The organism is Enterobacter sp. MEB024 (genome assembly GCF_030209635.1).
Lineage (GTDB): Bacteria > Pseudomonadota > Gammaproteobacteria > Enterobacterales > Enterobacteriaceae > Enterobacter > Enterobacter ludwigii.
The window spans coordinates 99,930-125,756 of the sequence record NZ_JARVRQ010000011.1; the positions used below are offsets into that span (position 1 = coordinate 99,930).

Consider the following 25,827-nt stretch of genomic DNA (forward strand, 5'->3'; position numbering starts at 1 on the left):
GACATGTCACGTCTGTTATCACGCTGGCAACCGCCGAGTGCGGAGGGCCGTACCCAGTCCGTCACGCCGGAACGCGCGGGCTGGGGATACGTTGGCTTTGAAGCGTATGAACTGCAGGAAGGGCAGACGCTGACGCTGCCCGCCGTCAGCGAAGAGCGCTGTCTGGTGCTGGTGGCCGGACGGGCCTCTGTCAGCACACCTACCGCGCAGTTTACTGACATCGGCGAGCGGATGAGCCCGTTTGAGCGCATAAAGCCCTGGGCGGTCTACGTCACGCCGCAGGAGACGGTGCAGATTAAGGCGCTGACGACGCTGGAGCTGGCGGTCTGTGTCGCACCCGGCAAAGGGACCTTCCCGACACGGCTTATCGCTCCGCAGGATATCGACGCGCAAGCGCGTGGCAAAGGCCATAACCAGCGCTACGTGCACAACATTCTGCCGGAAGATCAACCCGCCGACAGCCTGCTGGTGGTTGAGGTCTGGACCCACGAAGGCTGTACCAGTTCATACCCGAGCCATAAGCACGATACGGATAATCCACCGCAGGAAACCTACCTGGAGGAGACCTACTATCATCGCCTCAATCCCGGGCAGGGGTTCTGCATGCAGCGGGTCTATACCGACGACAGGTCGCTGGATGAGTGTATGGCCGTTTATAACCGCGACGTGGTGATGGTGCCGAAGGGGTACCATCCGGTGGCGACGCTGGCTGGTTATGACAGCTACTATCTCAACGTGATGGCCGGTCCGGTGCGAAAATGGATGTTCACCTGGGAAGACGATCACGCGTGGATCAACCGCGACTATCCACGTTGACGTTGCAGAAGCCCGCACCCCGCGGGCTTTTTTTATCAACATTATCCTGTCTTGCGCGTTACCCACCAGAACACCAGCGCCACCAGGCTCACCGCTGCGCCAGTCAGGCAGACGCCCTGCCAGCCCGCGATGGCATACGTCATCGTGGTGCTCAGCGCGCCCAGACCGCTGCCGACGGCATAAAACAGCATGTAAAGCCCGACCAGCCGGCTATGCGCCTCGGGGCGGGCGCGAAAGATCAGGCTCTGGTTGGTGACATGCAGCGCCTGCCCGCCCAAATCGAGCAGCACGATGCCAATGAGCAAAATACCGAGCGAACGATCCATCAGTGAAATCGGCCACCACGCCAGGAGTAACATGACCAGCGCAGCCGCGCTGGTGCGCCGGGCATATCCCCGATCGGCCCACTCGCCGGCCCGGGTTGCCGCTAACGCGCCTGCCATTCCGGCCAGGCCAAAAGCACCAATGGCGGTATGCGATAAGTTATAGGGTGGGGCACTTAACGGTAGCACCAGAGCGCTCCAGAAAATATTGAACGCAGCGAACATCAGTAAAGCCAGTACGCCGCGCACCTGCAGGACTTTTTCTTCCCGCAGCAGGGTCAGCATTGAGTGAATCAGGCGCGGATAACTCATCGTTTCAGGCACCGCAGGCAAGCGGGGCAGCCTCCACCACAGCGGAAACGCAATAATGATCATCAGCCCGGCGGCAGAGAGATACACGCCACGCCAGCCCGCGATATCACTGATGCCTCCGGAGACGACGCGGGCCACTAACAGGCCCATAAATACCCCGCCTTGTGCCGCACCAATAACGCGGCCTTGCTCATGCGGCGACGCGGCGTTGGCGGCATAGGCGATAAGCCCTTGCGTCATGGCCGTTCCTGCCAAGCCAGTGGCGAGCATACCCGCCAGCAGCATCGTTGACGTCTGCGCCATGCCGACCGCGACCAGAGCGGCCACCAGTACGACAAGCTGTAGCGCCATCAGGCGCCGGCGATCCACTTTATCCCCCAGAGGAACCACGAACAGCAGAGCCAGAGCACAGCCAATCTGCGTGGCGGTGACCACGCCGCCAATGGCACCATGGCTGATGCCAAAGTCTCTGGACAACGCGTCAAGCAACGGCTGTGCGTAATAGACGTTGGCCACGCTTAAGCCGCTGGCGAGGGCGAACAGCCACACCAGGCTACGCGGCATGTCGCCTGAGCGGACGTGCCCGGTTTTTCGATCTGACGGTAGTGGTGACGCGTGTGACATGTTCAAATCCTCGCCCTTGAAAATCTAGTTTTAAAAAGAAACCAGTTGAAGGCTAGGCTATGCAGTTTTAAAATGCAACCAGTTATTGTTGACTGACCTGCCGAGGTAACGCTGTGCCGTCTCGTAAACCGATTGAACAGGAATTTTGTCCCGTTGCCCGCAGCGTCGATCTGATTGGCGATCGCTGGTCGCTTCTGATTGTGCGCAATGCTTTTGACGGCATGCGCCGTTTCGGGGATTTTCAGCGGGATCTCGGGGTTGCGCGTAACATTCTGGCTGACCGGCTGCGCAAGCTGGTCGACGCGAGCATTCTCGCGATGCAGGGGGCGTCGGACGGTACGTCGTATCAGGAATATGTCCTGACGGACAAAGGCGAAAGCCTGTTTCCCATCGTCGTTGCGCTTCGCCAGTGGGGAGAGCAGCATCTGTTTGAACGCGGGGAGCGCCACTCGCTGTTGATCGACAGGCGTACCGGCAAGCCGGTTCCCCTGATGGCGCCAGCAGCGCAGGATGGAACGGCGCTGAAGGCGCAAGATACTGAAGTGCAGAAAGTGAAGTAACTCACCCTTCGCAAGCCCGCTCATCGCGGGCTGTTGTGTCATTCTTAATGGTTTGTGATTGCCTGCTCAATCGTGCGGGCAATATCATCCGGCTGACTCACCATCGACACGTGGCTTGCTGCCACTTCCGTGGTTTTCGCGTGGATCGTTTTCGCCATCGCACGTTCAAGCTCCGGGTTAATCATCCGGTCATTTTTGCTGACCACAAACCAGCTTGGCTTTTCATGCCAGGCCGCATGGCCCACTTTTTCCGCAAACGCGTCGGCCTTGATCGGCCCCTGAGTGGCTGCAATGGTCTGCTGTTCAACGGCGCCTGCATCCGGTGCGAAGTCTTTCATCACGGCTTCTGGCGGGAGATACAAATACCCGTCTGCCGTTTTTGCGATATCCGCATTCCCCGCTGGCGGTGGGTAACTTCCCGCCAGGTCCGCCGTCGACTGGCCGGAATCAGGCGCAAAGGCCGCTACGTAGACCAGGGATTTTACCCGTGCATCGTTGCCCGCTTCGCTGATCACCGTTCCGCCCCAGGAATGACCTACCAGCACCACATCGCCATGCGCCCGTGCAATGGCGCGCCGGGTGGCGGCAACGTCATCTTTAAGCGACGTGAGCGGCAGCTGGACGGCAATCACCTCGGTATGCTGTTTTTGCAGCCGGGTAATGACCTTGTTCCAGCTGCTGCCATCGGCAAACGCGCCATGGACCAGCACCACGCTGGTTTTGCTCTCAGCAAAGGCGCTGGCTGAAAGCGCCAGCAGACCCGCCGTCAGTACAGAACGTGCTTTCATTGTCTGGCTCCTTAAAAATGATGGACCGTTGCGTGAGGCGGTACGGTGAATTCAATGGTTTTATGGTCGATGGGTTTATGCGTGGGGTCGGCCAGAATTATGGTCACTTTATGCTTCCCGGCGGGTAACCCAACCAGAATGATTGGCTCTCCGCTGGTATCGGCCCAGTGCCAGGGGGCGTCATCCACCACGACATGGATATGGCCGATACGTGGTGTGACCTTCAGCGCATCGGGCCCGAATACCGGCTCGATGCGCAGGTTTTCAGCCCGGTATTGAATAAAGACCGCCCCCTTGCTCAGCGGGCCGGCAAGCGGTGGATCGACAATCAGCTTAGCGGCCGGCTGTGGACGTTCCAGCGGGGCAACAGCGGCAGGGCCGTTGACGTCGGCAGCGCTGAGGTTATCCAGCGGTGCGGCCCAGGAGCAGGTTGCTGACGCCAGAACAAGTGCAGGGAGCAGTAAATAACGACGGATCATCTGAGTCTCTCCTCAATCGGTTTCAAATTCGGTTTCAAACAATGACAGACACAGAAAACCATTTTTATGTATCCGGGATGTTTGCGGGGAACGGCGTTTTGTACCGGCTTGTCAGCGTGGCGCTCCGGATACAGTGGGATACATTTCATCATTTCGCGCGGGGTTGGTACTGCGCACAATCGCTATCGCCAGCCCGGCAATCACCAGCGTCAGCGCGGTGGAAACCCACATTGCGCCGGCGATCCCCAGCGTTTTGTTTAGCCACGCATAGGCAAACGGCGATGCCGCGGCCAAAAGCTGTGCGGGAATGAGCAGCATGCCGGTGCGGCGGGCATAGCTTTCGGCGCTGAAAAGCGTCAGCGGCAGGGTGGCTTTTACTATCGTCATCAGCCCGTTGATGGCGCCGTAGCCCAGCACAAAACCGGCGGCACACCCGACAAACAGCGAGCTGCTTAACCCGATAACAAAGCAGAGCGGCATGGCGAGGGCGGTCAGGAGCGTCAGGTTGAGCGGGGTTAAGCGTGCACCCGCCAGCACCTCCGTGGCGCGTGCGCCCGTCTGGCCTACTCCCCACAGCATGCCGATGGCGACCGGCAGGCCAAAACTGGCAATAAACTCTGGCAGATGGGTGGACGTGCCGTTAGAGACAAAGGTCATGAGGGCAATAAACGTGGCATACCGCCAGCCGTTACGCCGTTCCTCGCGCACGGGCGGCGCGGTAACGTGCGGGGGGGCCGCCAGCTGCTGGTGGGGAAGCGTGCGAATCAGCACCGCACTCAGCAGGCCAAAGAGGGCGTAGATCTGCAATGCGTGTTGCCAGCTCATCACTTTCAGCAGTCCATCACCCAGCGGCCAAAAAACCGCTGAGGCCAGCCCGCCTGCAAGCGTGATGCGCGAGATCGTTCTGCGTGCCTGCTGGCCGTACAGGTTCACCAGCGCGGCGAACAGCGCATCATACAGCGACAGCCGCATTCCGATACCGGCAACCAGCCAGGCACCGTACCAGCCGAACAGCGTCTGCGTATATGCCATGCCCGCGCAGCTTGCAGCAATCAGTAACGTTCCGCTCATCACCACGTTCTGCCCGCCAGCGTACGCCAGCAGTCGGGCGACAAAAGGGGAGACCATCGCCATTACCAGCATCGCCAGCGTCAGGCCGAGGTAGAGCTGCGGTGATGACCACCCCCGGTCGGCCACAATGGCCTGGGCAAAGGTCCCGGGCATATAAAACGAGATCCCCCAGTTGATAAGCTGATGACAACCTGCCCGGAGGGCGAGGTGACGGGGAAGGACATGTGTTTTCATTGTTTTTCATTCCGTTATGCAGTTGTCCTGAGCATAGCGAGCGCGCTATTGTGCTGGCAGGTCAGTCACCTTATGCGCTGTATAAGAGAAACTTTGAATGACAACGCTCAACCTGGGCTATCTCGCGACGTTCCGTCTGGTTATCCAGCGCGGCAGTTTTTCCGCGGCGGCGGACCTGCTGGGCATTTCCCAGCCGGCCGTCAGCCTGCAAATCCGCCAGCTGGAGCAGTTTCTGCAAACCCGGCTGGTAGAGCGTACCGGGCGGGGTATCAAACCCACGGCTGCCGGGCAGGCGTTGCTGGTGCACGGGGAGCGTATTCAGCAGGCGGTGGATGAAGCCATTCGGTCTGTGAGTGAGTTCAGCCACGACGTGAGTGGCACCATTACGCTTGGCACGGGCGCAACGGCCTGCATTCATCTTCTGCCGCCGCTGTTGCAGCAGCTCGGACGCGACTATCCGCTTCTCAGAGTGGGCGTGACGACCGGCAATACGCTCGACATCGTCCGGGCAATTGAAGAAAACCGACTTGATATGGGGCTGGTGACGTTACCGGTGAGCGGAAGAGCGCTCGACGTTACGCCGGTGATGGACGAAGAGTTTGTTTTTATCGCGTCGCTGGACCAGCAGGACGGTTTTCAGTCTTTGACGCCGGCTGCGTTGCACGCGCAGCCATTCATTGCTTTTGAATCAGGCAGCGGAACCCGGGCGCTGATCGACGACTGGTTTGCGGCCGAGGGGCGAATCCTCACGCCGGTGATGCAGCTGGGCAGCATCGAGGCGATCAAGCGGATGGTACGTGCGGGGCTTGGCTACAGTATCGTGCCGCGTATGGCCGTAGATCTGGCGGCTGACCGCGAAGGGCTATGCATGATGTCGCTCACGCCCGTGCTGCAGCGACAGCTGGCTGTGGTGATGCGCCAGGATAAAATCCTGAGCAAAGGAATAGCAGGGATAATTCGGATATTACAAAATCCTTCGACGCGTTAGCGATCGGCTGAATCAACGGTCAGGCTGGATTGCTGTGACTGGGTCTTGTCCTGATGGTGATACCAGGCGCCAATAGAGGAGTAAACGAAGCGGCCGAAGAAGAACAGGAAGCTGATAAGCAGTATGATGCGGGTCATCCGGGTGTTGAACTGATGTCGTTTTCGCATACGCGTGGCCTGACTCACTGTGTTTTTCCTGGGCATGCCCTTTTGGGCGACAGGGATATTAAGGCACAGCGGGAAGAGAGGGTCAATTCGCAAATGTGTAAATAACCGTCAATAGTTACATTAATTAATGTTATTGAAATTAATAATTGCATTTACCATATTGATAATATGAAGAAAACTATTTCAAAAAAAATGTAAGAAAGGATCGTTTGAGTAAATTAGTTTGATTTAAGTCAACGGTTTCCCTGGCCTGGTATTTAAAATCCCACCTCCATACTGTTCGCCCCGCACGTTGTCGGGCGGCAGGTACGTCAGGTTGGATGCCTGTCTTCATTTCCCTCTGGAGCGAAAGGGGTTTAAACGGGCATCTATGAACATTATTTCTTTCCTGAAAAACAATAAAGACCGCTGGTGGGCTTTACCGCTTATTTTACCGGTGGGTTTACTGCCTGTATTAAGCGTTGCCAATACCTTTACCCGATTGGGCGATGGTCTGGTGGCACTCTATTATTTACCTCTCTCCTTTCTGCTTTCGGTGATGATGTTTTTTGGTCTGGAAGCGCTTCCCGGCATCGTATTGTCACTGTTCATCCGCTACTACCCGTCGGTTGGGTTGTTCGAAACCATCGCCGGCATTTTTCATTTTATTGTCCCTGTTGTGCTCAGCTGGGGAGGTTATCGGGTGTTTGCGCCCAGACGCAGCATGACGGCTTACGGGGATGTCAGACTGATGGCGCAGCGTATCTTCTGGCAGGCCTTTTGCCCCGCGACGCTGTTTCTGGTGCTGTTCCAGTTTGCCCTCTATCTGGGTGTGTATGAGAGCTGTCAGAGCCTCGAGGGGTTGACCCCGCTTAACATTCGCACGCTGATTAACTATCAGGCGCTGCTGGTCAGCGGGCTGACGGGCGTGCCGTTAAGCTATTTACTGATCCGTCTGATTCGCCATCCGCGGTATATCAGAAGTCTTGTCTCGCAGGTGCGAATGCAGATAGACAAAAAGGTGACGGTCATTGAATTTCTGCTGTGGGCCATTGCGCTTGGCGGGCTGCTTACCCTGCTGCTGCTCCCGATGAATGAAAACAGCTCGATTTTCACCACCAACTACACCCTGTCGTTGCTGATGCCGGTGATGTTGTGGGGAGCGATGCGGTTTGGCTATAAGCTGATGTCGCTTATCTGGACCCCGGTGCTGCTGGTGTCCATCCACTATTTTTACCGCTATATCCCTCAACAGTCCGGGTATGACATTCAGCTGGCAATTACCTCTTCCAGCTATCTGGTCTTTTCGTTTGTGGTGATTTACATGTCGATGCTGGCCACCTGCCAGCGCGCCGCAAATAAACGTTCCCGCAGGCTGGCGCTACTCGACCCGGTTGTCCATATGCCGAACCTGCGGGCCTTGTCGCGCGATCTTGCCAAAAACCCGTGGTCGGCGCTCTGTTTGCTGCGCATTCCGGAGCTGGAGGTGCTGGGCCGAAATTACGGGGTGTTGTTGCGGATCCTGTATAAACAGCAGCTGGCGCAATGGGTCAATGGCACCTTGCAGCCCAGTGAGCGGGTCTATCACCTCACCGGCTGTGACCTGGCGGTTCGCCTTAACGCGGAATCGCACCAGCAACGCATCGAGGCGCTGGACGAGCATATTAAACAGTTCCGCTTTGTCTGGGATGGGATGCCGCTGCAGCCTCAGGTGGGCGTGAGCTACTGCTATGTGCGCTCACCGGTGACCCACCTCTATCTGGTCCTCGGTGAACTGGGGGTGATTGCCGATCTGTCGATTTCGACCAACCATCCGGAAAATCTGCAGCAGCGCGGTGCTGTCCATCTCCAGCGTAGCCTGAAGGACAAGGTTGCGATGATGAGCCGTCTGCAAAGTGCGCTCGACAGTAACGCGTTTACTCTGCTGGTCCAGCCGGTTTGCGGCGTGCGGGGCGATTGCTACCACGAGGTGTTGCTGCGGATGTCGGATGCAAACGGGGCGTTGCTCTCTCCCTTGCAATTCCTGCCCGTCGCCCAGGAATTTGGTCTGTCGTCGCGGGTTGATTTGTGGGTACTGGAGAACACGCTACGCTTCCTGGCAGAGCATCGGGTAAATCTGCCTGGCCAGCGTTTTGCCATTAATCTGGGCCCTTCCACAGTGTGCCGTGCGCAGTTCCCGGCTGAGGTGAGTCGTCTGCTGGCGAAATACGCCGTCGAACCCTGGCAGCTGATATTTGAAGTGACCGAGTGCAGCACCTTCGGCAGTGGTGAGCAGGCGTTACATACCCTCAGGCAGTTGCAAAAAATGGGGGTACGCATTGCGATTGATGATTTCGGTACCGGCTATGCGAGCTACGCGCGGCTGAAAAGTGTGGACGCCGATATCCTTAAGATAGACGGAAGCTTTATCCGCAATATCGTCAACAACAGTCTGGACTATCAGATAGTGGCCTCGATTTGCCATCTGGCGCGAATGAAGAAAATGCTGGTGGTCGCGGAGTATGTCGAAACAGAAGAGATACGTAGCGCGGTTCACGCGCTAGGTATCGATTATGTGCAGGGTTATCTGATTGGCAGACCGGTGGCGCTTGAGTCACTGCTGGAAGCAGAGGCGTCGCCGGTCGAGGCCTGAGGGGTTACGCCGCGACGTCTGAGCTCTCTTCTTCGATTTTGAGTAGCCAGCCGGTGACCGCTTCCCAGTACTGCTGCTCTTTTTCCAGATCCAGCAGCACCAGCGCATTCTGGCTAAACCAGTCTGGCGGGAAGCTCAGGGTCCAGTGGTTGTCATCCGTTTTGAGCTTCAGCGTGGGCGGGGTGGTGGTGGCCTGACGCTGGTTATTGAGCAGCACGCCGAGACGCAGCAGCTGGATAAGCGGCAGGAATTGCTTCTTCTTAAACAGCGTGAAGCGCGGCAGATCGTCAAGCTTGATGGCTTTACGATGGTAGCGCACCAGGGTCGCCATCATGGTTTGCTGCTCCTGGTTGAAGCCAGGCAGATCGCTGTTTTGCAGGATATAGGCTGAGTGGCGGTGCATTCCGCTGTGGTTAATATTCAGTCCCACTTCGTGCAGCATCGCTGCCCATTTCAGCAGGGCGGCAAGCTGCGGATGCGCCAGCTTAGGGTTCTGCTCCTGCCACTGGTCGTATATCTGAACGGTTGTTTCCAGCACGCGCTTCGCCTGTTCGCGGTCGATATTGTACTGGTTTGCCAGGCTTTGCGCGGTGCGGCTACGAATATCCTGATGGCGGAAACGGCCTTCCATTTCATACAGCACACCTTCACGCAGCGCGCCGTCGGAAAGACGCAGCTCTTTAATTGCCAGCGCATCAAATACGCCGCACAGGATAGCCAGCCCCGGTACGAATACCGCTTTGCGCTCGTCGGAAAGACCCGGCAGGCTTAAGGCGTCAAAGCTTTTATGTTTCAGCACCTCTTCGGTCAGCAAGGTGAGGCGCTCAGGGGTGATAAACCCATCTTTTTCACCCATCGCCAGCAGCACTTCATGTGCCGCTTTGATGGTGCCCGATGCGCCCAGCGCTACGTTCCAGCCCTGAATACGGTACTGCCAGGCCAGGTTCTCCAGTTTCTGGATAGCGGCCATGCGCGCGCGCTGGAAGTTTTCGCGGCTGATTGTGCCACCCGGGAAATACATCTGCGCAAAGCTGACGCAGCCCATACGACGGCTTTCGACCAGACGCGGCTCAAAATCTTCGCCGATCACCAGTTCTGTAGAGCCGCCGCCGATGTCGATGACCAGCTTGCGTCCTTTTTCCGGCTGAGTGTGTTCAACACCCATGAAAATCAGACGGGCTTCCTCGTTACCGGAGATAATCTCAATGGGGTAGGGGATCACTTTTTCGGCCCGCTTGAGGAATTCAGGCGCGTTCAGCGCCTGGCGCAACGTGTGGGTGCCTACAATGCATACGCTGGAGGGCGAGAAGCCCTGCAGGCGTTCAGCAAACAGCGACAGGCAGTTTAAGCCTCGCTCCATTGCCTCTTCGCTGAGCATGCTGCGCTCATCAAGACCATCCGCCAGGTGTACACGCTGCTTCAGACGACCGATGATCTGCAACGCGCCATCCACCTCACGGGCGATGACCATGTGGAAACTGTTAGAACCAAGATCGACCGCGGCGAATTCCTGCGGGCGTGGGGTCTTATCATTTATCGGCATAGGTTAATCGGGTTGCTCGAGTGATTTGATATAGTCGTAAATCGCCAGTTGCGACCGCACTTTACGGCGATTGCCGCGCGGTACATAGCGGTTACTGAGTTCTTTGTCGATATAGCGTGCTTTCACCGTATCGCTGAACAGAATCTCGATGATATCGAGGATCTGCTGTTTCAGCCGCGGATCCAGGAGCGGTGTCGCGACTTCAATTCGGTAGTCAATATTGCGCGTCATCCAGTCTGCAGAAGAGAGATAGACCTGTTTATCACCCGCATTATCGAAAATATAGACCCGATCGTGTTCCAGGTAGCGGTCAACAATGCTGATCACGCGAATATTGTCGCTAATGCCTTCGAGTTCAGGGATCAGTGAGCACATACCGCGTATCAGCAGATTGACCGGAACGCCGGAGCTGGACGCCGCATACAGACGATCCACCAGCCCTTTGTCGACCAGGTTGTTGAGTTTCAGCGTAATGCCCGACGACAGCCCTTTCTGGGCATTGGCGATCTCTTTATCGATCATGTCGTACAGCAAGCGGCGTGAGTTCTGCGGCGAGACCAGCAGATAATCGAAGCTGACCGGGCGGTACGGGTTCTCAATAAAGTTGAACACCCGGCGAACCTCGTTAGTGATGCGTGCATCGGCAGTCAGCAGCGAGTAGTCGGTATAAATTCGCGCGGTTTTTTCGTTAAAGTTCCCGGTCCCGATGTGGGCATAACGCACCACGTCCTCCCCCTCTTTACGGGAGATAAGGAACAGCTTGGCGTGAATTTTCAGCCCAGGTGCTGAGAAGATAACGTGGACACCGGCTTCCGTCAGACGGCGCGCCCAGTGAATGTTTGCCTCTTCGTCGAAGCGTGCCTGCAGCTCAACCACCACGGTCACTTTTTTGCCGTTGTGCGCCGCATGGATCATCGCATCGATGATGCGGGAATCTTTTGCCACACGGTAGATGTTGATTTTGATCGCCAGTACGTTCGGGTCGAACGAAGCCTGACGCAGCAGTTCCAGCACGTGTTCAAACGTATGGTACGGATAGTAGAGCAGGACATCGCGCTCGCGAATGGCGTCGAAACCGTTGCGGAATTTATCGAACCAGAGATGGCGCAGACGCGGCAGCGGTTTGTTCACCAGATTGGCCTTGCCGACGTTCGGGAAGCCAATAAAGTCTTTAAAGTTATGGTAACGACCGCCCGGCACGATGGAGTCATAGCGAGAAATGGTCAGCTTGTCGCGCAGCATTTCCACCATGGCATCTGGCATATCGCGCTGATAAACAAAACGCACCGGCTCCGCCGTCAGGCGCTGTTTCAGGCTGGATGACATCAGCTCCATCAGGCTGGCTTCCATCTCGTGCACCAGATCGTATTCGGCATCACGGGTCATCTTCATGGAGTAGGCGTTTAACGCGTCGTAATCGAAGAAGCCCTTGAAGATGTCGTCCAGGCAGTAACGCAGGATATTATCGAGCAGGATCATTGGCTTGCGTCTGCGCGGGGTTTCCGGCGGCAGGTTCACAAAGCGCGGCACCTTATCGGACGGGATCTCAAGCAATGCGTAACGAATCGTGTCGCCACGAATAATTTCCACCGCGAGGTAGGTGTAGTCATCTTTCAGGAACTGCACCAGATCGGTTTCGCGGTTGATCAGAATAGGGGTAATGTGCTGGCGCAGGTAATGTTTGAAATAGTGACGCAGCCAGGTTTGTTGGTTAACAGAAAGCTGACGCTCGTTAATCAGGAAGATTTGATTGCGTGCCATTTCCAGCAGCAGTTCGTTATACAGGCCGTCAAACTCCTGATCGGCTTTCAATACGCGCGACTGAATTTTGCCCAGCAGATGGCGCGAGTGAGAGTTTAAGCCCTGTTCTTCGCTGATGATGATTCGCCGTTTCAGTTCGGCAAAGCGAACCTTGTAGAACTCATCCAGGTTGTTGGAATAAATCCCCAGAAAACGCATACGCTCGATAAGCGGGTTACTTTTGTCTGCCGCTTCCTGGAGTACACGTTCGTTGAATGCTAACCAGCTTAGCTCTTTCTCGATATATAACTTTTCCTGACCCATTACAGCTCACACTCCAGTTCAATCACAGGACGTGGTAAATCCGTCTCGTCCTTATTATGGCGAGCATTTCCACGATATGTCCAACAGTGCCAGAAAAGTATGACAGTTATTTTTTTTCTGGGGGATTTTAGAGGGTTGGGGGAAGGGCATGTCGGGAAGCGCGGTGCTCACCCGACAGTGAAGACCACAGGCCCGTGCAGGCGTCGCGCCGCCGGGCACATCAAACAAACTACTCGTCAGCGGCATAACCCTGTGCAGGGAGCCTGACGCCGTCCAGCCAGGCGGCACCGTCGCGCATCTGAAGACGCCCGTCAACAAACCAGCTTACCACCAGAGGATAAATGGCGTGTTCCTGCGTCTGCACGCGTTCGGTAACGTCGTCTTCGCTGTCACCTTCAAAGACCGGCACCTTTGCCTGCAGGATCACCGGCCCGCCGTCCAGCTCGTCGGTAACGAAATGCACGGAGGTACCGTGCTCTTCATCGCCGTTTTCCAGAACCTGACGATGGGTGTGCAGGCCGGGATACTTCGGCAGGAGGGAAGGGTGGATATTCAGCAGACGACCAGCGTAGTGCCCGACAAAGGCCGGGCTCAGGATACGCATATACCCCGCCAGCACGACAACGTCAGGCGCGTAGGCATCAATCTCCTGAACCAGTTCCCGGTCAAACGCTTCACGTCCGGAGAACTGGCTGGCTTCCAGCGCGTGCGCGGGAATGTTCTCTTCCCGGGCACGTTCAAGGCCGAACGCGTCGGCCTTATTGCTGAATACTGCCCGAATGGTGCCGTTGATTTTCTTCTGTTTGCAGGCGTCAATTATCGCCTGCAAATTGCTTCCGTTACCGGAAATGAGCACCACAATGTTTTTCATTCAATGACCACACGCTGTTCGGAATCGGATGCTTTGATAATACCGATTTTCCACGCGTTTTCACCTTTGTCGGTCAGCAGCGTAATCGCCTTATCCGCTTCGCTTGCTGGCAGCGCGATAACCATGCCCACGCCACAGTTAAAGGTGCGGTACATCTCGTGTGAACTCACGTTGCCCGCAGTCTGCAGCCAGTTAAAGACGGACGGCCACTGCCAGGACGATTCGTCAATTACCGCCTGGGTGTTGTCCGGCAGGACGCGCGGAATGTTTTCCCAGAAGCCGCCACCGGTCAGGTGGGCAATGGCGTGCACGTCAACCTTCTCGATCAGCTCCAGCACGTTTTTCACGTAGATGCGGGTCGGCGCCAGCAGATGGTCAGCCAGTGGCTTGCCATCAAGCTCGGTGGTCAGTGGATCGCTGCCGCTCACGTCGAGGATTTTACGCACCAGAGAGTAGCCGTTCGAGTGCGGGCCGCTGGAGGCCAACGCGATCAGCACATCACCATCAGCTACTTTACTGCCGTCGATAATTTCTGATTTTTCTACTACGCCAACGCAGAAGCCTGCGACGTCATAATCTTCGCCGTGATACATACCGGGCATTTCGGCGGTTTCACCACCGACCAGCGCACAGCCAGACTGCAGACACCCTTCGGCAATGCCATTAATGACGCTTGCTGCGGTATCCACGTCCAGTTTTCCGGTCGCGTAGTAATCCAGGAAGAACAGCGGCTCTGCGCCCTGAACCACCAGGTCGTTAACACACATCGCGACCAGATCGATACCGATCGTGTCGTGACGTTTTAAATCCATCGCCAGGCGCAGTTTCGTCCCTACACCATCAGTACCCGAGACCAGAACAGGTTCACGATATTTTTGCGGCAGCGCGCACAGTGCGCCGAATCCACCCAGACCACCCATCACTTCCGGGCGGCGGGTTTTTTTCACCACACCTTTGATTCGGTCAACCAGCGCATTACCTGCGTCAATATCAACACCGGCATCTTTGTAGCTGAGAGAAGTTTTGTTGGTCACGGCTCAAGTCCCCACGCGATTGCATAGCTAGTAAGAAAAATCGGCGCAATTCTAACAGTCCAGGCAAACGTTTGCGAGCCTATTCTCGGCGAGAGGATTTTTTTTTCAGCAGGCCCTGCGAATGCGCCCAAAGTTGAGTCTGTTCACGAAAATGAAACCGGTTTCGGTTTTCTCCTTGCAACAGAAAGCCCCTTTGCACATCATCAGGATGAAACCGGTTTCTGTAATTGTTTTTGCAGAAAATAACGCAGAATGAGGGAAAGTGTATGTCTGGATTCAAAGCAGATTTTCTGTGGGGCGGTGCGGTCGCAGCGCATCAGCTGGAAGGGGGCTGGAACGAGGGCGGTAAGGGGATCAGCGTTGCCGATGTGATGACGGCCGGCGCGCACGGCGTGCCGCGTGAAATCACCAACGGCGTGCTGCCAGGGAAAAATTACCCTAACCATGAAGCCATCGATTTCTACCATCGCTATAAAGAGGACATCAAACTCTTTGCCGAGATGGGCTTCAAATGCTTCCGTACCTCCATCGCCTGGACGCGTATCTTCCCGAAAGGGGACGAGCTGGAGCCTAACGAAGCTGGCCTGAAATTCTATGACGACCTGTTTGACGAGTGCCTGAAGTATGGCATCGAGCCGGTTATTACCCTTTCCCATTTCGAGATGCCGTTCCACCTTGTCACCGAATACGGTGGCTGGCGTAACCGTAAGCTGATCGACTTCTTTGTTCGCTTTGCGGAAGTTGTGTTCAGACGTTACCAGCATAAAGTGAAGTACTGGATGACCTTTAACGAGATCAATAACCAGGCCAACTTCCACGAAGACTTTGCACCGTTTACCAACTCCGGTCTGAAGTACGAGCCGGGCGAAGACCGCGAACCGGTAATGTTCCAGGCGGCACACTATGAGCTGGTGGCCAGCGCCCTGGCGGTGAAGGCCGGGCGCGACATTAACCCGTCGCTGCGGATCGGCTGCATGATTGCCATGTGTCCAATCTATCCGCTGACCTGTGCCCCGGACGATATGATGATGGCGATGAACGCCATGCACCGTCGCTACTGGTTCACCGATGTCCACGTGCGCGGCAAGTACCCGCAGCATCTGCTTAACTACTTTGCTCGTCGCGGTTTCACGCTGGATATCACAGAAGAAGATAACGCGGCGCTGACGCAGGGGTGTATCGATTACATTGGCTTTAGCTATTACATGTCTTTCGCCACCAAAGCGACGGCGGATAACCCGGAGCTGGATTACGATGAAAGTAAGAGCCTGGTCTCCAACCCGTACGTGCAGAAATCTGACTGGGGCTGGCAGATTGATCCGGTGGGCCTGCGTTACTCCCTGAACTGGTTCTGGGACCACTATCAGCTGCCCCTGTTCATCGTGGAGAACGGCTTTGGCGCCATTGACGTGCAGGAGAGCGACGGTTCGGTGAATGACCAGTACCGTATTGATTACCTTGCCGCGCACATCCGCGAAATGAAAAAAGCGGTGGTCGAAGATGGCGTTGATCTGATGGGGTATACCCCGTGGGGCTGTATCGACCTGGTGTCTGCCGGAACGGGTGAAATGAAAAAACGCTACGGCTTTATTTTTGTCGACAAAGACAATGAAGGTAACGGTACCCTGAACCGCGGTAAGAAGAAGTCGTTTGACTGGTATAAGCAGGTGATAGCCAGTAACGGCGACACTCTTTAATTCCAGCAGAGTAAAAACGCAAAAAGCCGGAGCTTGCCCTCCGGCTTTTTTGCCTCTAAAACACTTTGCTTGATGTACGTCAAGCAAGTTGGGTATGGTGCAATCCGAAAAAAGCGGTATAATCCCGCGATTTTTTTGCGGTTGCCCCCTCAGAGGAGAAAGAGAATGAAGATTGTGGAAGTGAAGCACCCACTCGTTAAACACAAGCTGGGCCTGATGCGTGAGCATGACATCAGCACGAAGCGTTTTCGCGAACTGGCTTCTGAAGTCGGCAGCCTGCTGACCTATGAAGCGACCTCTGACCTGGAAACGGAAAAAGTGACCATCGAGGGCTGGAACGGCCCGGTTCAGGTTGAGCAGATCAAAGGTAAGAAAATTACCGTTGTGCCCATCCTGCGTGCCGGCCTCGGCATGATGGAAGGCGTGCTGGAGCACGTGCCAAGCGCGCGCATCAGCGTGGTCGGGGTCTACCGCGACGAAGAGACCCTGGAGCCGGTACCGTACTTCCAGAAGCTGGTGTCTAACATCGACGAGCGTATGGCCCTGGTGGTTGACCCGATGCTGGCGACCGGCGGTTCAATGATTGCCACCATCGACCTGCTGAAAAAAGCCGGTTGCAGCAGCATCAAAGTGCTGGTGCTGGTTGCTGCACCAGAAGGTATCGCGGCGCTGGAAAAAGCGCACCCGGACATCGAACTCTATACCGCGTCTATCGACCAGGGGCTGAATGAGCACGGGTACATCATCCCGGGGCTTGGCGATGCCGGCGATAAGATTTTTGGTACTAAATAATCGAATAACGATAATGAAGCCGACTTTGATAGTCGGCTTTTTTTTGAATAAAACGCCAACAACAATACTACTCAGAGGAAAACACTATGACGCGCCGTGCTATCGGGGTGAGTGAAAGACCGCCGCTTTTACAGACAATCCCGCTTAGTCTGCAGCACCTGTTCGCCATGTTTGGCGCAACCGTGCTGGTGCCAATCCTGTTTCACATTAACCCGGCTACCGTGCTGTTGTTCAACGGTGTGGGTACGCTGCTTTACCTCTTTATCTGTAAAGGCAAAATCCCTGCCTATCTCGGCTCAAGCTTCGCCTTTATTTCACCGGTTCTGCTGTTGCTGCCGCTGGGGTATGAAGTGGCGCTGGGCGGCTTCATTATGTGTGGCGTCCTGTTCTGCCTGGTCTCTTTCATTGTGAAGAAGGCCGGTACCGGCTGGCTGGACGTTATGTTCCCGCCTGCCGCAATGGGGGCCATTGTCGCCGTCATCGGTCTGGAGCTGGCGGGCGTGGCGGCCAATATGGCTGGCCTGCTGCCTGCTGACGGGCAGTCACCGGATTCCAAAACCATCATCATCTCGATGGTGACACTGGGCGTAACGGTATTTGGTTCCGTGCTGTTCCGCGGTTTTATGGCGATTATTCCGATCCTGATCGGTGTGCTGGCGGGGTACGCGATCTCCTTCGTGATGGGCGTTGTTGATACCACGCCTATTGCTGAAGCGCACTGGTTCGCACTGCCAACCTTCTATACCCCGCGCTTTGAATGGTTTGCCATTTTCACGATCCTGCCCGCGGCGCTGGTGGTTATTGCTGAGCACGTAGGTCACCTGGTGGTGACGGCAAACATCGTTAAACGTGACCTGATCCGCGACCCGGGTCTGCACCGCTCGATGTTTGCCAACGGCCTCTCTACCATTATCTCCGGTTTCTTTGGTTCTACGCCTAACACCACCTACGGTGAGAACATCGGCGTGATGGCGATTACCCGTGTCTACAGTACCTGGGTCATTGGCGGCGCGGCAATCATCGCCATCCTGCTCTCCTGCGTGGGCAAACTGGCGGCGGCTATCCAGATCATTCCGGTACCGGTAATGGGAGGCGTCTCTCTGCTGCTGTACGGTGTGATCGGCGCGTCCGGTATTCGCGTGCTGATTGAATCGAAAGTGGACTACAGCAAAGCGCAAAACCTGATCCTCACCTCCGTGATCCTGATCATCGGCGTGAGCGGCGCGAAGGTGCACATCGGTGCGGCTGAACTGAAAGGCATGGCGCTGGCGACCATCGTGGGTGTGGGCCTGAGCCTGATCTTCAAACTGATCTCCGTCCTGCGCCCGGAAGAAGTGGTGCTGGATGCCGAAGACAGCGAAAAAGCGTCACATTGATCGTAAAACCGGGCGGACGATCCGCCCGGTTCTCTCCTTGCACGTTCCGTGCTAAACTCACCGCCGATTTTATGTAAGATCTGGTTGAGGTACTTCTGAACGGACCGGCACAGCTCTCTCTGCCACTCTATCTCCCTGACGACGAAACTTTTGCGAGTTTCTGGCCGGGTGATAACCCCTCTTTACTGGCTGCACTGCAAAACGTGCTGCGTCAGGAACACAGCGGATACATCTATATCTGGTCACGCGAAGGCGCGGGGCGCAGCCACCTGTTGCATGCCGCCTGTGCGGAGCTTTCCGCGCGGGGTGATGCGGTAGGCTATGTGCCGCTGGATAAACGTACCTGGTTTGTGCCTGAAGTCATGGAGGGAATGGAACATCTCTCACTGGTCTGCATCGATAATATCGAATGTGTGGCGGGGGATGAGCCGTGGGAAATGGCGATCTTTAACCTCTATAACCGCATTCTGGAGTCGGGGAAAACCCGGCTGCTGATCACCGGCGATCGTCCGCCGCGCCAGTTGAATCTGGGGCTGCCGGATCTGGCTTCCCGTCTGGACTGGGGGCAAATCTATAAGCTGCAGCCGCTGTCGGATGAAGACAAACTTCAGGCGTTACAGCTGCGCGCAAGATTGCGCGGCTTTGAACTCCCGGAAGACGTGGGGCGTTTCCTGCTCAAGCGCCTGGACCGGGAAATGCGTACGCTCTTTGATACGCTCGATCAGCTCGATCGCGCTTCGATTACCGCGCAGCGCAAGCTGACCATTCCTTTTGTGAAAGATATTCTGAAGCTGTGATGCGCTTTTCTCCCTCTGCCTGGCGCAGAGGGAGAACCAGCGCCGCCGGCTAAAACTCACCTGTCTTCCAGCAAATGCTCAACCAGAAGTGGAATGGGTCTGCCCGAGGCCACGCTTTTTCCGTTCTCACGCCACAGCGCCGTGCCGCTAATATCCAGATGGGCCCATGGAATGGTCGGCGGGCAAAAATGGTGTAACAGCCAGGCCGCCGATGCGCTGATCGCCGCATTATTGGGTGGGGTATTGCACAGGTCGGCGATGGCGCTGTCGGTCTGTTTTTTTAGCCGTGCATCCAGCGGCAGGGACCACACCTCATCACCGCTCCGTTTCCCCGCGTGGGTGAGCGCCTGACGCAGCGCTTCGTCCTGCGTCATTAACCCACTCAGCTCGTACCCCAGCGCTTTCACGACGGCACCGGTTAAGGTCGCCATATCAATAATATAGCGAGCCTGCGGATGACGCTGGCTGGCCCAGGCGATCGCATCCGCCAGTACCAGCCGGCCTTCGGCATCGGTATTGTTGATTTCAACCGTGATACCGTTGCAGGCGCTGGCCACCGTGCCCGGCTGCATCGCATCCGGTCCTATGGCGTTTTCCGCCAGCGCCAGTACGCCCATAATACGAACCGGCAGGCCGAGTTCTGCCACGCTCAGCATCAACCCGAGCACGTTCGCTGCTCCGCACATGTCATATTTCATGGTGTACATACCCGCGCCTTCCTTCAGCCACAGGCCACCGGTATCAAACGTTATGCCTTTGCCCACGTAACAGCGTACCGGGCCATCAGCGATGCCGTTATAGTGAATGGCCAGCAGCCGCGGTGGACAGGTCGCGCCTTTACCGACGGCATGCAGAAGCCCCAGACCCTGTTCAATAATTTGCTTCTCATCAAGCACTTCACACCGCAGGGCGGGGAAGGCGGCGCACAGCTTTTGCGCTTCGTCGACGACATACTGCGGCGTACAGCGATCGGACGGCATATCCGCCAGACGTCGCGCGGCGACCATTCCTCGGGCAATGGCCTGCTGTTGCTGGAAGAGAGCGTCCAGCCTTTCACGCTGTTGCGGATGACACAGGGCGGTGACATGGCGAAGGCGAACGCTTTTGCCATCGGCTTTCTTAAGCTGCAGATCGCGAAGGTCATACGCCTGGTTAAAGAGAAAACGCAGAACCTGCGTCAGCACCACCTCGTCAATATCCGTGACATCCAGTACCACATCGGCGCTGACCGGGGCTGCCAGCAGTGGACGGAGGGCGGCGAGTAACCCTTCTGTCAGACTGTCCTGCCAGAGCGCATCCGGCAGCAGCGTGATTCTGGCAAACGGAGCACAGCCAAAGCGGGTATCTGCGACGGCGTTTTGTTCACGCATTTCAGCGATGAGTGCGGTGTCCGGCAGTAACGCGCAGGCGGCCCGGGCAATAAGATGACTCCGGGGCTTTGCGTCTGCAAGGGCGGTGATAAGCTTAAAGGTAATCATTGTGACTCCTCAACTGGCGCGCGGATCCGCGCGGCATAGGCCTGCATCCATTCCTCATCCACGGGCTGATAGTGCGTTTTTTCCCGCAGGCGCTCGGCGCGAAATACGGTGAGAGGCTGGCGGGCCGTTGCCACCACAAATGAGAAGGTTTTGATGTTGGTTGCGGCGCCGAATTCGCCTTTATTATTTATGCACACCACCGAGAGATCGCCCGCGCGGCCAAAGCGTGACATCAGTTTGTCTTCCAGTTCGAAGACCACCGAGTCCGCCGCCTGCTGCGGTGACATGCCCTGTGCCATGCGGCGAACAATCTCGTAGCTGGTGCAGCCTTTCATCAGGTCTTCCCCCACGCCGGTGGCGGTGGCGGCACCGGTTTCACTGTCGCAGTAAAAGCCGGAGCCGATAATCGGCGAGTCGCCAATACGGCCGCGCTTTTTCATAAACAGACCGCTGGTGGAGGTCGCCACGCTCATCGACCCCATTTTGTCGAGGCCAATAATCCCGACGGTGTCATGCCCATCGTACGGGCTTAAGCCTTTGTCCAGCGTCTCCCGGCAGCGCTTACGGTAATGCTGCATCGCGCGGTCGGTAAGCATGGTTTTGTTGGCAAACCCCTGACTCAGCGCCCATTCGCGCGCGCCCTGGCCGACCAGCAGGCTGTTATAGCGCTGGCGGCTTAGCGCATGGGCGACACGCACCGGGTTCGCAATATCAACCAGATCTCCCACGGCCCCAAACGCAAGCGTATCGCCATCCATATACGCCGCGTCCAGTTCGACTTCGCCATTTTCGGTTGGCAGCCCGCCGTAGCCGACGGATTTATACAACGGGAAGTCCTCGACGGCAGCAACGGCATCGACCACCGCTTCTGCTACCGGTTTCCCCGCAGCCAGCGCAGACGCAGACTCCGTGACCCCTTCAAGCGCCATTCGCCAGGTTGCGATAATTCCCCACATGCTTTACTCCTGTTTTGCAAGGGTTGGGTCGGTTTGCGTCACGGTGGCAATCTCCGCGGCGCGGTATTGTTTATCCACGATACGCATGAAAGGCAGATACAGCATGGCGCCAATCAGCAGGTTGATAAGCTGCATCACGCTGCCGCTGAGATGCCCCGTGACGATAAACCCGCTGATCACCGGCGGTAACGTCCAGGGGATAAACACCCCGGTGGTCACAGCGACGGCACCAATTTTCATCGCGGCATATTGCACGGTAACCAGGACCAGCGGCACCAGATTGAACGGGATCAGCATGATGGGGTTCATGATGACCGGCAGGCCAAACAGAATCGGCTCGTTGATGTTAAACACCGAGGCCCCCGCGCCGAGACGCGCCACCTCGCGCATGTTTTTGCTGCGGGCAAAAATCAGCATCGCAATCACCAGCGAGAGCGTTGCCCCTGCGCCACCCATCCAGATCATGTCAAAAAACTGTTCGGTGATAATGTGCGGTGGCGTCGTACCCGCCTGAATGGCGGCGATGTTATCGGTCTGGTTCTCCATCCACAGCGGGCGAATGATGCCGTTAATCATTGAGCCGGAGTTAATGCCCACAGACCACAGAATGGTGATGCTGAACACCGTCATCAGCGCGCCGAAATAGGAGGTCCCGTAGTGGCGAACCGGCGTGGCGACCACCTCGTAAATAAACTGGTGAATGGTGTTGTAGTGGGTGTTTTCGAAAATGATGCGGATAATAAGCACCAGAATCATTACAAGCAGGGCCGGGATCAGCGCGGCGAACGATTCCTGCACCGCCGGCGGCACGCCATCAGGCATTCTGATGACCAGATTTTTGCGCTTCAGCCAGCAGAACAGCTCCGTCCACAGCAGAGAGCCAATCATCGCCACGAACAGCCCTTTGCTGCCAATCCACTCCACCGGCATGACCGTGATACCGCCGTTTTCGGCCACTTTGATAAAAGGTGTCAGGATTAAAAAGGCGACCAGAGCCAGAATACCGCAGGAGATGCGATCTTCGCCGTAGTGTTCAGCCAGGCGAAACGCCACCAGGAAGCTGATAAACAGCGACATGGTTGAGAACACCGCGTTGAACGGAATTTCAATGATGGCACTCCAGCTTTCACCAAATGCCTGAGACATAAACTGCTGATAGGTTTGGTTCGGAAAAGAGGAGATGACCAGCAGAATCGAGCCGACGATGATAAACGGCATGAAGGAAACATAGGCCCCGCGTATGGCGCCCAGATGCCGCTGTTGCGCGGTTTTGGCCGCCAGCGGCATCAGTTTTGCTTCAAGAAATCCCAGAACATTGTTCATTGTGAACTCCGTACAAGATTGAGGGGTGTTGTTATGTTATGTCTGTGGATTATCAGTGAAGCGCGGTGGCTGAAAGGTGAAACAGGTCACAAAGCACTCGCTAAGATATTATAAATCTCATGAGATTGGTTATGGAGTTACAGCGATGGAAATCAAATTGCACGCCAATGCCACCACCACGCCGCGGGTCCGTCGCTATCTGCAACAATCCGATAAAAGCGACAGAGAACTGGCTGCGGAGCTGGGTATTTCCGTGACGACCGTGCGGCGATGGCGCAATCGCGATCGGGTTTCTGACCACCATACGACCCCAAAATTGATACACAAAGCGATGAGACAAGAGCAGGTTGACCTCGTTAATGCCCTGCGTGATATCACGGGCGCACCGCTGGATGAACTGCTGCTGCTGGTTAACGCGGTGCTGGGGATTTCCGTTTCGCGGGCGACGCTGAACCGTTATCTCCGTCCCGCTTCTGCGAAACGCAAGGGCATTGAACTTCACGGGAAAAAAGCGCTAAAGGCAGGCGTTTTACCCACAAAACTGCTGGTGCATCACCAGCCTTTATCGCTGCATATGGATGATGGCGGGGAGCAGCATCTGCTGTGGGGGCGCGAGCCGGTGAGCGGCTGGTGTTATGCCCGGCTCTATGCGGGAATTTCATCACAGCTGCTGAACAACTGGATGTGTGAGTTGCTGAACGCCTGTCCGGCTGATATCCAATCTGTTGAGACTTTCGGTTTTGAACCCGACTTACCCGCGTGTGAACCTGTCGTAAAAGTACAGCCGACCAGGCACAAGGCTGTGCAGGTTGCGGTACCGCTCGGCGACATCATTCCACGAGTGAATGCTGTTCCGTTAGGACAGGTGTTGATCGAGATGTGCGAGTTTTACAATCGGGGCAAAGCGCAGAAAAAGCTGGGAGAGAGCACGCCGCAGGCCTTTCTGGAAGCGCTGCGGCGTAAGGATTAGAGAATCTCGAGCACTTCTTCCGGCGGGCGTCCAATACGCGCCTGACCGTTTGCGACCACAATGGGGCGCTCAATCAGTTTCGGATTTTCAACCATCGCCTGAATCAGCTCAGCCTCGGTTAGACGACTGTCATTCAGATTGAGCGACGTATACAGGTCCTCTTTCTGGCGCATTAGCTCTCTGGCACTGCCCATTCCCAGCATGTGCAGCAGCTGACGAAGCGTCTGTGCATCTGGCGGTGTCTCCAGATACAGCACCACTTCCGGGTCAATGCCGTTCGACTTCAGCAGGCTAAGGGTGTCGCGGCTCTTCGAGCAGCGTGGGTTGTGGTAGATTTTTACCGCGTCTGTCATGACCTGAATTCTCCTTTATTACATCTTCTCGTACGGCTTAAAGCGCTGCTGCAGACCGCGAAGCTGATCGATACGCGCATCGTAACGGGCCTGCTGCAGACTGCCGAGCTTAACCTGGGAACTGGCACTGCTCAGGAGGGAAATCGCCTGATCAAGACGCCCCACCAGGGCAAAGCCTTCGGCGCGTGCCGCAAGCTCCTGATCGCGGTTGCCCAGCTGCGCTTCTGCCTGGGCAAGCAGATCCCAGCCGTTCTGATCGTCTTTATTGTTAAAGGTGTAGCGGTTCAGAATGTTCGCCGCTTCAGCAGGCTGACCACCCTGTAAGTAAGCATTCGCCAGGTTAAGCTGCAGCACCGGGTTAGTCCGCACCTCTTTTGCCCCTTTCAGGCGATTAATCGCATCGGTGGCTTTTTTCTGCCCCAGATCGATATCCGTGGCGAGATCGAGATACCACGGGTTATTCGGATCGGCGGCGAGAAGTGGCTGCAGCGTTTTACGCGCTTCGTCATATTTGCTGGCTTCCATCGCCTGTAACGCCTGGCCATACTGAGCCGCGTTTTTCTCACGCACGTTGCCTTTCGCCAGCGCATCCAGCAGGTCGCTGGTCAGCTGGTTACGCCCGGAATTGTACATTCCAAGCGTTCGCACTTTTGCCATGTAGAAATCCTGCGACGACTGAACCACGACCGGGCGCATCTGGTTGGCACGGTTACGCGCATCCGACAGACGGCTTTCCGGTAAGGGGTGCGTCAGCAAAATTTCCGGCGGACGGGAGGAGTAGCGCGCCTGGTCGAGCAGCTTTTCGAGGAAGCTCGGCATGGCCTGCGGGTCAAAGCCCGAACGTTGCAGCACCTGAATGCCAATACGATCCGCTTCCTGTTCATTTTGCTGGGTGAAACTGATCATCCCCTGACGTGTTCCCGCCAGCGTACCGGTTAACGCCGCCATCCCGGCCTGCGGGCTGGCCATTGCCAGCAGAATGGAACCCAATGCGCCAACCCAGGTCAGCGGAGCGTTACGCTTCTGGTCTTCCATTGCCCGGGCAAGGTGGCGCTGGGTGACGTGAGAGATTTCGTGCGCCATGACCGAGGCCAGCTGACTTTCGTTATCAGAGTAGCGGAATAACGCCGAATGCAGCACCACGTTGCCGCCAAAGAAGGCGAAGGCGTTGATTTCGTCATTATTGATTAAATAGAAGTGGAAGGGGGTTTTTACCGAGTTGGCGTGCGCGACCAGGCGCATGCCCAGCCCGTTAATGTACTGAACCAGCAACGGGTCGTTAATCAGCGGCGCGCTGCCACGCAGCTGACGAACGTAATAATCCCCCATCTGCATTTCCTGCCCAATGGAGAGCGTGCTTCCTGCTGTAGTGCCCATGTCCGGCAATGAATCGGACGAGTCAGCGAAAGCTGGCAACACCTGACCGACCGTCAGTGCGGCAATCAGTGTCGCAACCAGTGTTTTTCTCAACTGCCTGAACATAACCACTGTCCTGTATTTGGGATGTGCTAATTTGACCGATGAACCGGCATATCGTTCATCTCCACTGCCCTGCGAGTGTAGCCGTGTTGAGGCATGAAGAAAATCCCATTCATCAGGG

Annotated in this window: 23 protein-coding genes; 9 read left to right on the forward strand and 14 right to left on the reverse strand. The window is 56.3% G+C overall.

What is annotated here, in order from left to right; translation table 11 throughout:
- The first annotated feature begins 3 nt into the window (after positions 1-3).
- On the forward strand, positions 4-816 hold the full coding sequence (gene iolB, locus QRN24_RS17385; RefSeq protein WP_284942915.1) for a 5-deoxy-glucuronate isomerase: 813 nt from the start codon (positions 4-6) through the stop codon (positions 814-816).
- Positions 817-857: 41 nt separating this feature from the next.
- Here iolB and QRN24_RS17390 read toward each other — a convergent pair whose 3' ends face one another.
- Complete coding sequence (locus tag QRN24_RS17390; protein WP_134180135.1) at positions 858-2,075, reverse strand: MFS transporter; 1,218 nt, start codon at positions 2,073-2,075, stop codon at positions 858-860.
- Between the two features lie 113 nt (positions 2,076-2,188).
- Here QRN24_RS17390 and QRN24_RS17395 point away from each other — a divergent pair, with 113 nt between their 5' ends.
- On the forward strand, positions 2,189-2,635 hold the full coding sequence (locus tag QRN24_RS17395) for a winged helix-turn-helix transcriptional regulator (RefSeq protein ID WP_134180137.1): 447 nt from the start codon (positions 2,189-2,191) through the stop codon (positions 2,633-2,635).
- A gap of 44 nt (positions 2,636-2,679) precedes the next feature.
- Here the strand turns inward: QRN24_RS17395 and QRN24_RS17400 are convergent, their stop codons facing one another.
- The 3 genes from QRN24_RS17400 to QRN24_RS17410 form a co-directional block, all read right to left on the reverse strand.
- The gene (locus QRN24_RS17400) at positions 2,680-3,423 is read right to left on the reverse strand and encodes an alpha/beta fold hydrolase (RefSeq protein ID WP_134180139.1); all 744 of its coding nucleotides are present in this window, start codon (positions 3,421-3,423) and stop codon (positions 2,680-2,682) included.
- Between the two features lie 11 nt (positions 3,424-3,434).
- Positions 3,435-3,902 carry a DUF6130 family protein gene (locus QRN24_RS17405; RefSeq protein WP_020883054.1) on the reverse strand — a complete coding sequence of 156 codons (468 nt, stop codon included), beginning with the start codon at positions 3,900-3,902 and terminating at the stop codon, positions 3,435-3,437.
- 111 nt (positions 3,903-4,013) lie between these two features.
- Complete coding sequence (locus QRN24_RS17410) at positions 4,014-5,207, reverse strand: MFS transporter (protein ID WP_032678669.1); 1,194 nt, start codon at positions 5,205-5,207, stop codon at positions 4,014-4,016.
- A gap of 97 nt (positions 5,208-5,304) precedes the next feature.
- Here QRN24_RS17410 and QRN24_RS17415 point away from each other — a divergent pair, with 97 nt between their 5' ends.
- On the forward strand, positions 5,305-6,195 hold the full coding sequence (locus QRN24_RS17415) for a LysR family transcriptional regulator (RefSeq protein WP_228176522.1): 891 nt from the start codon (positions 5,305-5,307) through the stop codon (positions 6,193-6,195).
- Here QRN24_RS17415 and QRN24_RS17420 read toward each other — a convergent pair.
- Entirely contained in the window at positions 6,192-6,362 is a 171-nt protein-coding gene (locus tag QRN24_RS17420) for a YfgG family protein (RefSeq protein WP_086463593.1), read from the reverse strand. The two genes, QRN24_RS17415 and QRN24_RS17420, sit on opposite strands and share 4 nt — an antisense overlap.
- A 370-nt stretch (positions 6,363-6,732) precedes the next feature.
- On the opposite strand from QRN24_RS17420, the gene QRN24_RS17425 reads away from it, so the two are divergent.
- The gene (locus tag QRN24_RS17425) at positions 6,733-8,973 is read left to right on the forward strand and encodes an EAL domain-containing protein (protein WP_284942916.1); all 2,241 of its coding nucleotides are present in this window, start codon (positions 6,733-6,735) and stop codon (positions 8,971-8,973) included.
- Between the two features lie 4 nt (positions 8,974-8,977).
- Here QRN24_RS17425 and ppx read toward each other — a convergent pair whose 3' ends face one another.
- The 4 genes from ppx to purM all read right to left on the reverse strand — a co-directional run bounded on the left by ppx (position 8,978) and on the right by purM (position 14,485).
- Positions 8,978-10,516 (reverse strand): exopolyphosphatase, encoded by a 1,539-nt coding sequence (gene ppx / locus QRN24_RS17430; RefSeq protein WP_014171134.1) that lies wholly within the window; start codon positions 10,514-10,516, stop codon positions 8,978-8,980.
- A gap of 3 nt (positions 10,517-10,519) precedes the next feature.
- Positions 10,520-12,580: a polyphosphate kinase 1 gene (gene ppk1, locus QRN24_RS17435; RefSeq protein WP_014171133.1), complete on the reverse strand. Its 2,061-nt coding sequence runs from the start codon at positions 12,578-12,580 to the stop codon at positions 10,520-10,522.
- Between the two features lie 229 nt (positions 12,581-12,809).
- A complete protein-coding gene (purN, locus tag QRN24_RS17440) occupies positions 12,810-13,451 on the reverse strand; it encodes a phosphoribosylglycinamide formyltransferase (RefSeq protein ID WP_014171132.1) in 642 nt (213 codons plus the stop codon).
- A complete protein-coding gene (gene purM, locus QRN24_RS17445) occupies positions 13,448-14,485 on the reverse strand; it encodes a phosphoribosylformylglycinamidine cyclo-ligase (RefSeq protein ID WP_014171131.1) in 1,038 nt (345 codons plus the stop codon). Before purM ends, purN begins: the two co-directional genes overlap by 4 nt.
- A 266-nt stretch (positions 14,486-14,751) precedes the next feature.
- Between purM and QRN24_RS17450 the strand changes: the two genes are divergently transcribed.
- From QRN24_RS17450 to QRN24_RS17465, 4 genes are all read left to right on the forward strand, one after another.
- A complete protein-coding gene (locus QRN24_RS17450; protein ID WP_277491899.1) occupies positions 14,752-16,182 on the forward strand; it encodes a 6-phospho-beta-glucosidase in 1,431 nt (476 codons plus the stop codon).
- Positions 16,183-16,347: 165 nt separating this feature from the next.
- Complete coding sequence (gene upp / locus QRN24_RS17455; protein ID WP_020883061.1) at positions 16,348-16,974, forward strand: uracil phosphoribosyltransferase; 627 nt, start codon at positions 16,348-16,350, stop codon at positions 16,972-16,974.
- 86 nt (positions 16,975-17,060) lie between these two features.
- Entirely contained in the window at positions 17,061-18,350 is a 1,290-nt protein-coding gene (gene uraA, locus QRN24_RS17460; RefSeq protein ID WP_284942917.1) for a uracil permease, read from the forward strand.
- A 95-nt stretch (positions 18,351-18,445) separates the two neighbouring features.
- Positions 18,446-19,147 (forward strand): DnaA inactivator Hda, encoded by a 702-nt coding sequence (locus QRN24_RS17465; RefSeq protein ID WP_212479862.1) that lies wholly within the window; start codon positions 18,446-18,448, stop codon positions 19,145-19,147.
- 56 nt (positions 19,148-19,203) lie between these two features.
- Here the strand turns inward: QRN24_RS17465 and QRN24_RS17470 are convergent, their stop codons facing one another.
- Genes QRN24_RS17470 through celB form a run of 3 tightly spaced genes read right to left on the reverse strand, consistent with a single transcriptional unit; the run spans position 19,204 to position 22,904 of the window.
- Positions 19,204-20,625, reverse strand: coding sequence for a leucyl aminopeptidase family protein (locus tag QRN24_RS17470; RefSeq protein ID WP_284942918.1), 1,422 nt, complete (start codon positions 20,623-20,625; stop codon positions 19,204-19,206).
- Complete coding sequence (locus tag QRN24_RS17475; protein WP_284942919.1) at positions 20,622-21,581, reverse strand: glycosylasparaginase; 960 nt, start codon at positions 21,579-21,581, stop codon at positions 20,622-20,624. Before QRN24_RS17475 ends, QRN24_RS17470 begins: the two co-directional genes overlap by 4 nt.
- Before the next feature lie 3 nt (positions 21,582-21,584).
- Positions 21,585-22,904: a PTS cellobiose transporter subunit IIC gene (celB, locus tag QRN24_RS17480; RefSeq protein ID WP_134180149.1), complete on the reverse strand. Its 1,320-nt coding sequence runs from the start codon at positions 22,902-22,904 to the stop codon at positions 21,585-21,587.
- 145 nt (positions 22,905-23,049) lie between these two features.
- Here celB and QRN24_RS17485 point away from each other — a divergent pair, with 145 nt between their 5' ends.
- The gene (locus tag QRN24_RS17485; RefSeq protein ID WP_284942920.1) at positions 23,050-23,874 is read left to right on the forward strand and encodes an XRE family transcriptional regulator; all 825 of its coding nucleotides are present in this window, start codon (positions 23,050-23,052) and stop codon (positions 23,872-23,874) included.
- On the opposite strand, the gene arsC is transcribed toward QRN24_RS17485, so the two are convergent.
- Both arsC and bepA read right to left on the reverse strand, forming a co-directional pair.
- Positions 23,871-24,227: an arsenate reductase (glutaredoxin) gene (gene arsC, locus QRN24_RS17490; protein WP_014171122.1), complete on the reverse strand. Its 357-nt coding sequence runs from the start codon at positions 24,225-24,227 to the stop codon at positions 23,871-23,873. The genes QRN24_RS17485 and arsC overlap by 4 nt on opposite strands.
- Before the next feature lie 18 nt (positions 24,228-24,245).
- The gene (gene bepA / locus QRN24_RS17495) at positions 24,246-25,709 is read right to left on the reverse strand and encodes a beta-barrel assembly-enhancing protease (protein ID WP_020883065.1); all 1,464 of its coding nucleotides are present in this window, start codon (positions 25,707-25,709) and stop codon (positions 24,246-24,248) included.
- Positions 25,710-25,827: the final 118 nt, after the last annotated feature.

Coding starts and splice junctions, on each gene's coding strand:
- arsC (WP_014171122.1), bottom strand. CDS start 24,227: ATGACAGACGCGGTAAAAATCTACCACAACCCACGCTGCTCGAAGAGC.
- QRN24_RS17485 (WP_284942920.1), top strand. CDS start 23,050: ATGGAAATCAAATTGCACGCCAATGCCACCACCACGCCGCGGGTCCGT.
- QRN24_RS17390 (WP_134180135.1), bottom strand. CDS start 2,075: ATGTCACACGCGTCACCACTACCGTCAGATCGAAAAACCGGGCACGTC.
- QRN24_RS17420 (WP_086463593.1), bottom strand. CDS start 6,362: ATGCGAAAACGACATCAGTTCAACACCCGGATGACCCGCATCATACTG.
- QRN24_RS17470 (WP_284942918.1), bottom strand. CDS start 20,625: ATGATTACCTTTAAGCTTATCACCGCCCTTGCAGACGCAAAGCCCCGG.
- iolB (WP_284942915.1), top strand. CDS start 4: ATGTCACGTCTGTTATCACGCTGGCAACCGCCGAGTGCGGAGGGCCGT.
- QRN24_RS17450 (WP_277491899.1), top strand. CDS start 14,752: ATGTCTGGATTCAAAGCAGATTTTCTGTGGGGCGGTGCGGTCGCAGCG.
- ppx (WP_014171134.1), bottom strand. CDS start 10,516: ATGCCGATAAATGATAAGACCCCACGCCCGCAGGAATTCGCCGCGGTC.
- QRN24_RS17415 (WP_228176522.1), top strand. CDS start 5,305: ATGACAACGCTCAACCTGGGCTATCTCGCGACGTTCCGTCTGGTTATC.
- purN (WP_014171132.1), bottom strand. CDS start 13,451: ATGAAAAACATTGTGGTGCTCATTTCCGGTAACGGAAGCAATTTGCAG.
- ppk1 (WP_014171133.1), bottom strand. CDS start 12,580: ATGGGTCAGGAAAAGTTATATATCGAGAAAGAGCTAAGCTGGTTAGCA.
- celB (WP_134180149.1), bottom strand. CDS start 22,904: ATGAACAATGTTCTGGGATTTCTTGAAGCAAAACTGATGCCGCTGGCG.
- QRN24_RS17405 (WP_020883054.1), bottom strand. CDS start 3,902: ATGATCCGTCGTTATTTACTGCTCCCTGCACTTGTTCTGGCGTCAGCA.
- QRN24_RS17400 (WP_134180139.1), bottom strand. CDS start 3,423: ATGAAAGCACGTTCTGTACTGACGGCGGGTCTGCTGGCGCTTTCAGCC.
- upp (WP_020883061.1), top strand. CDS start 16,348: ATGAAGATTGTGGAAGTGAAGCACCCACTCGTTAAACACAAGCTGGGC.
- QRN24_RS17410 (WP_032678669.1), bottom strand. CDS start 5,207: ATGAAAACACATGTCCTTCCCCGTCACCTCGCCCTCCGGGCAGGTTGT.
- uraA (WP_284942917.1), top strand. CDS start 17,061: ATGACGCGCCGTGCTATCGGGGTGAGTGAAAGACCGCCGCTTTTACAG.
- QRN24_RS17425 (WP_284942916.1), top strand. CDS start 6,733: ATGAACATTATTTCTTTCCTGAAAAACAATAAAGACCGCTGGTGGGCT.
- bepA (WP_020883065.1), bottom strand. CDS start 25,709: ATGTTCAGGCAGTTGAGAAAAACACTGGTTGCGACACTGATTGCCGCA.
- QRN24_RS17475 (WP_284942919.1), bottom strand. CDS start 21,581: ATGTGGGGAATTATCGCAACCTGGCGAATGGCGCTTGAAGGGGTCACG.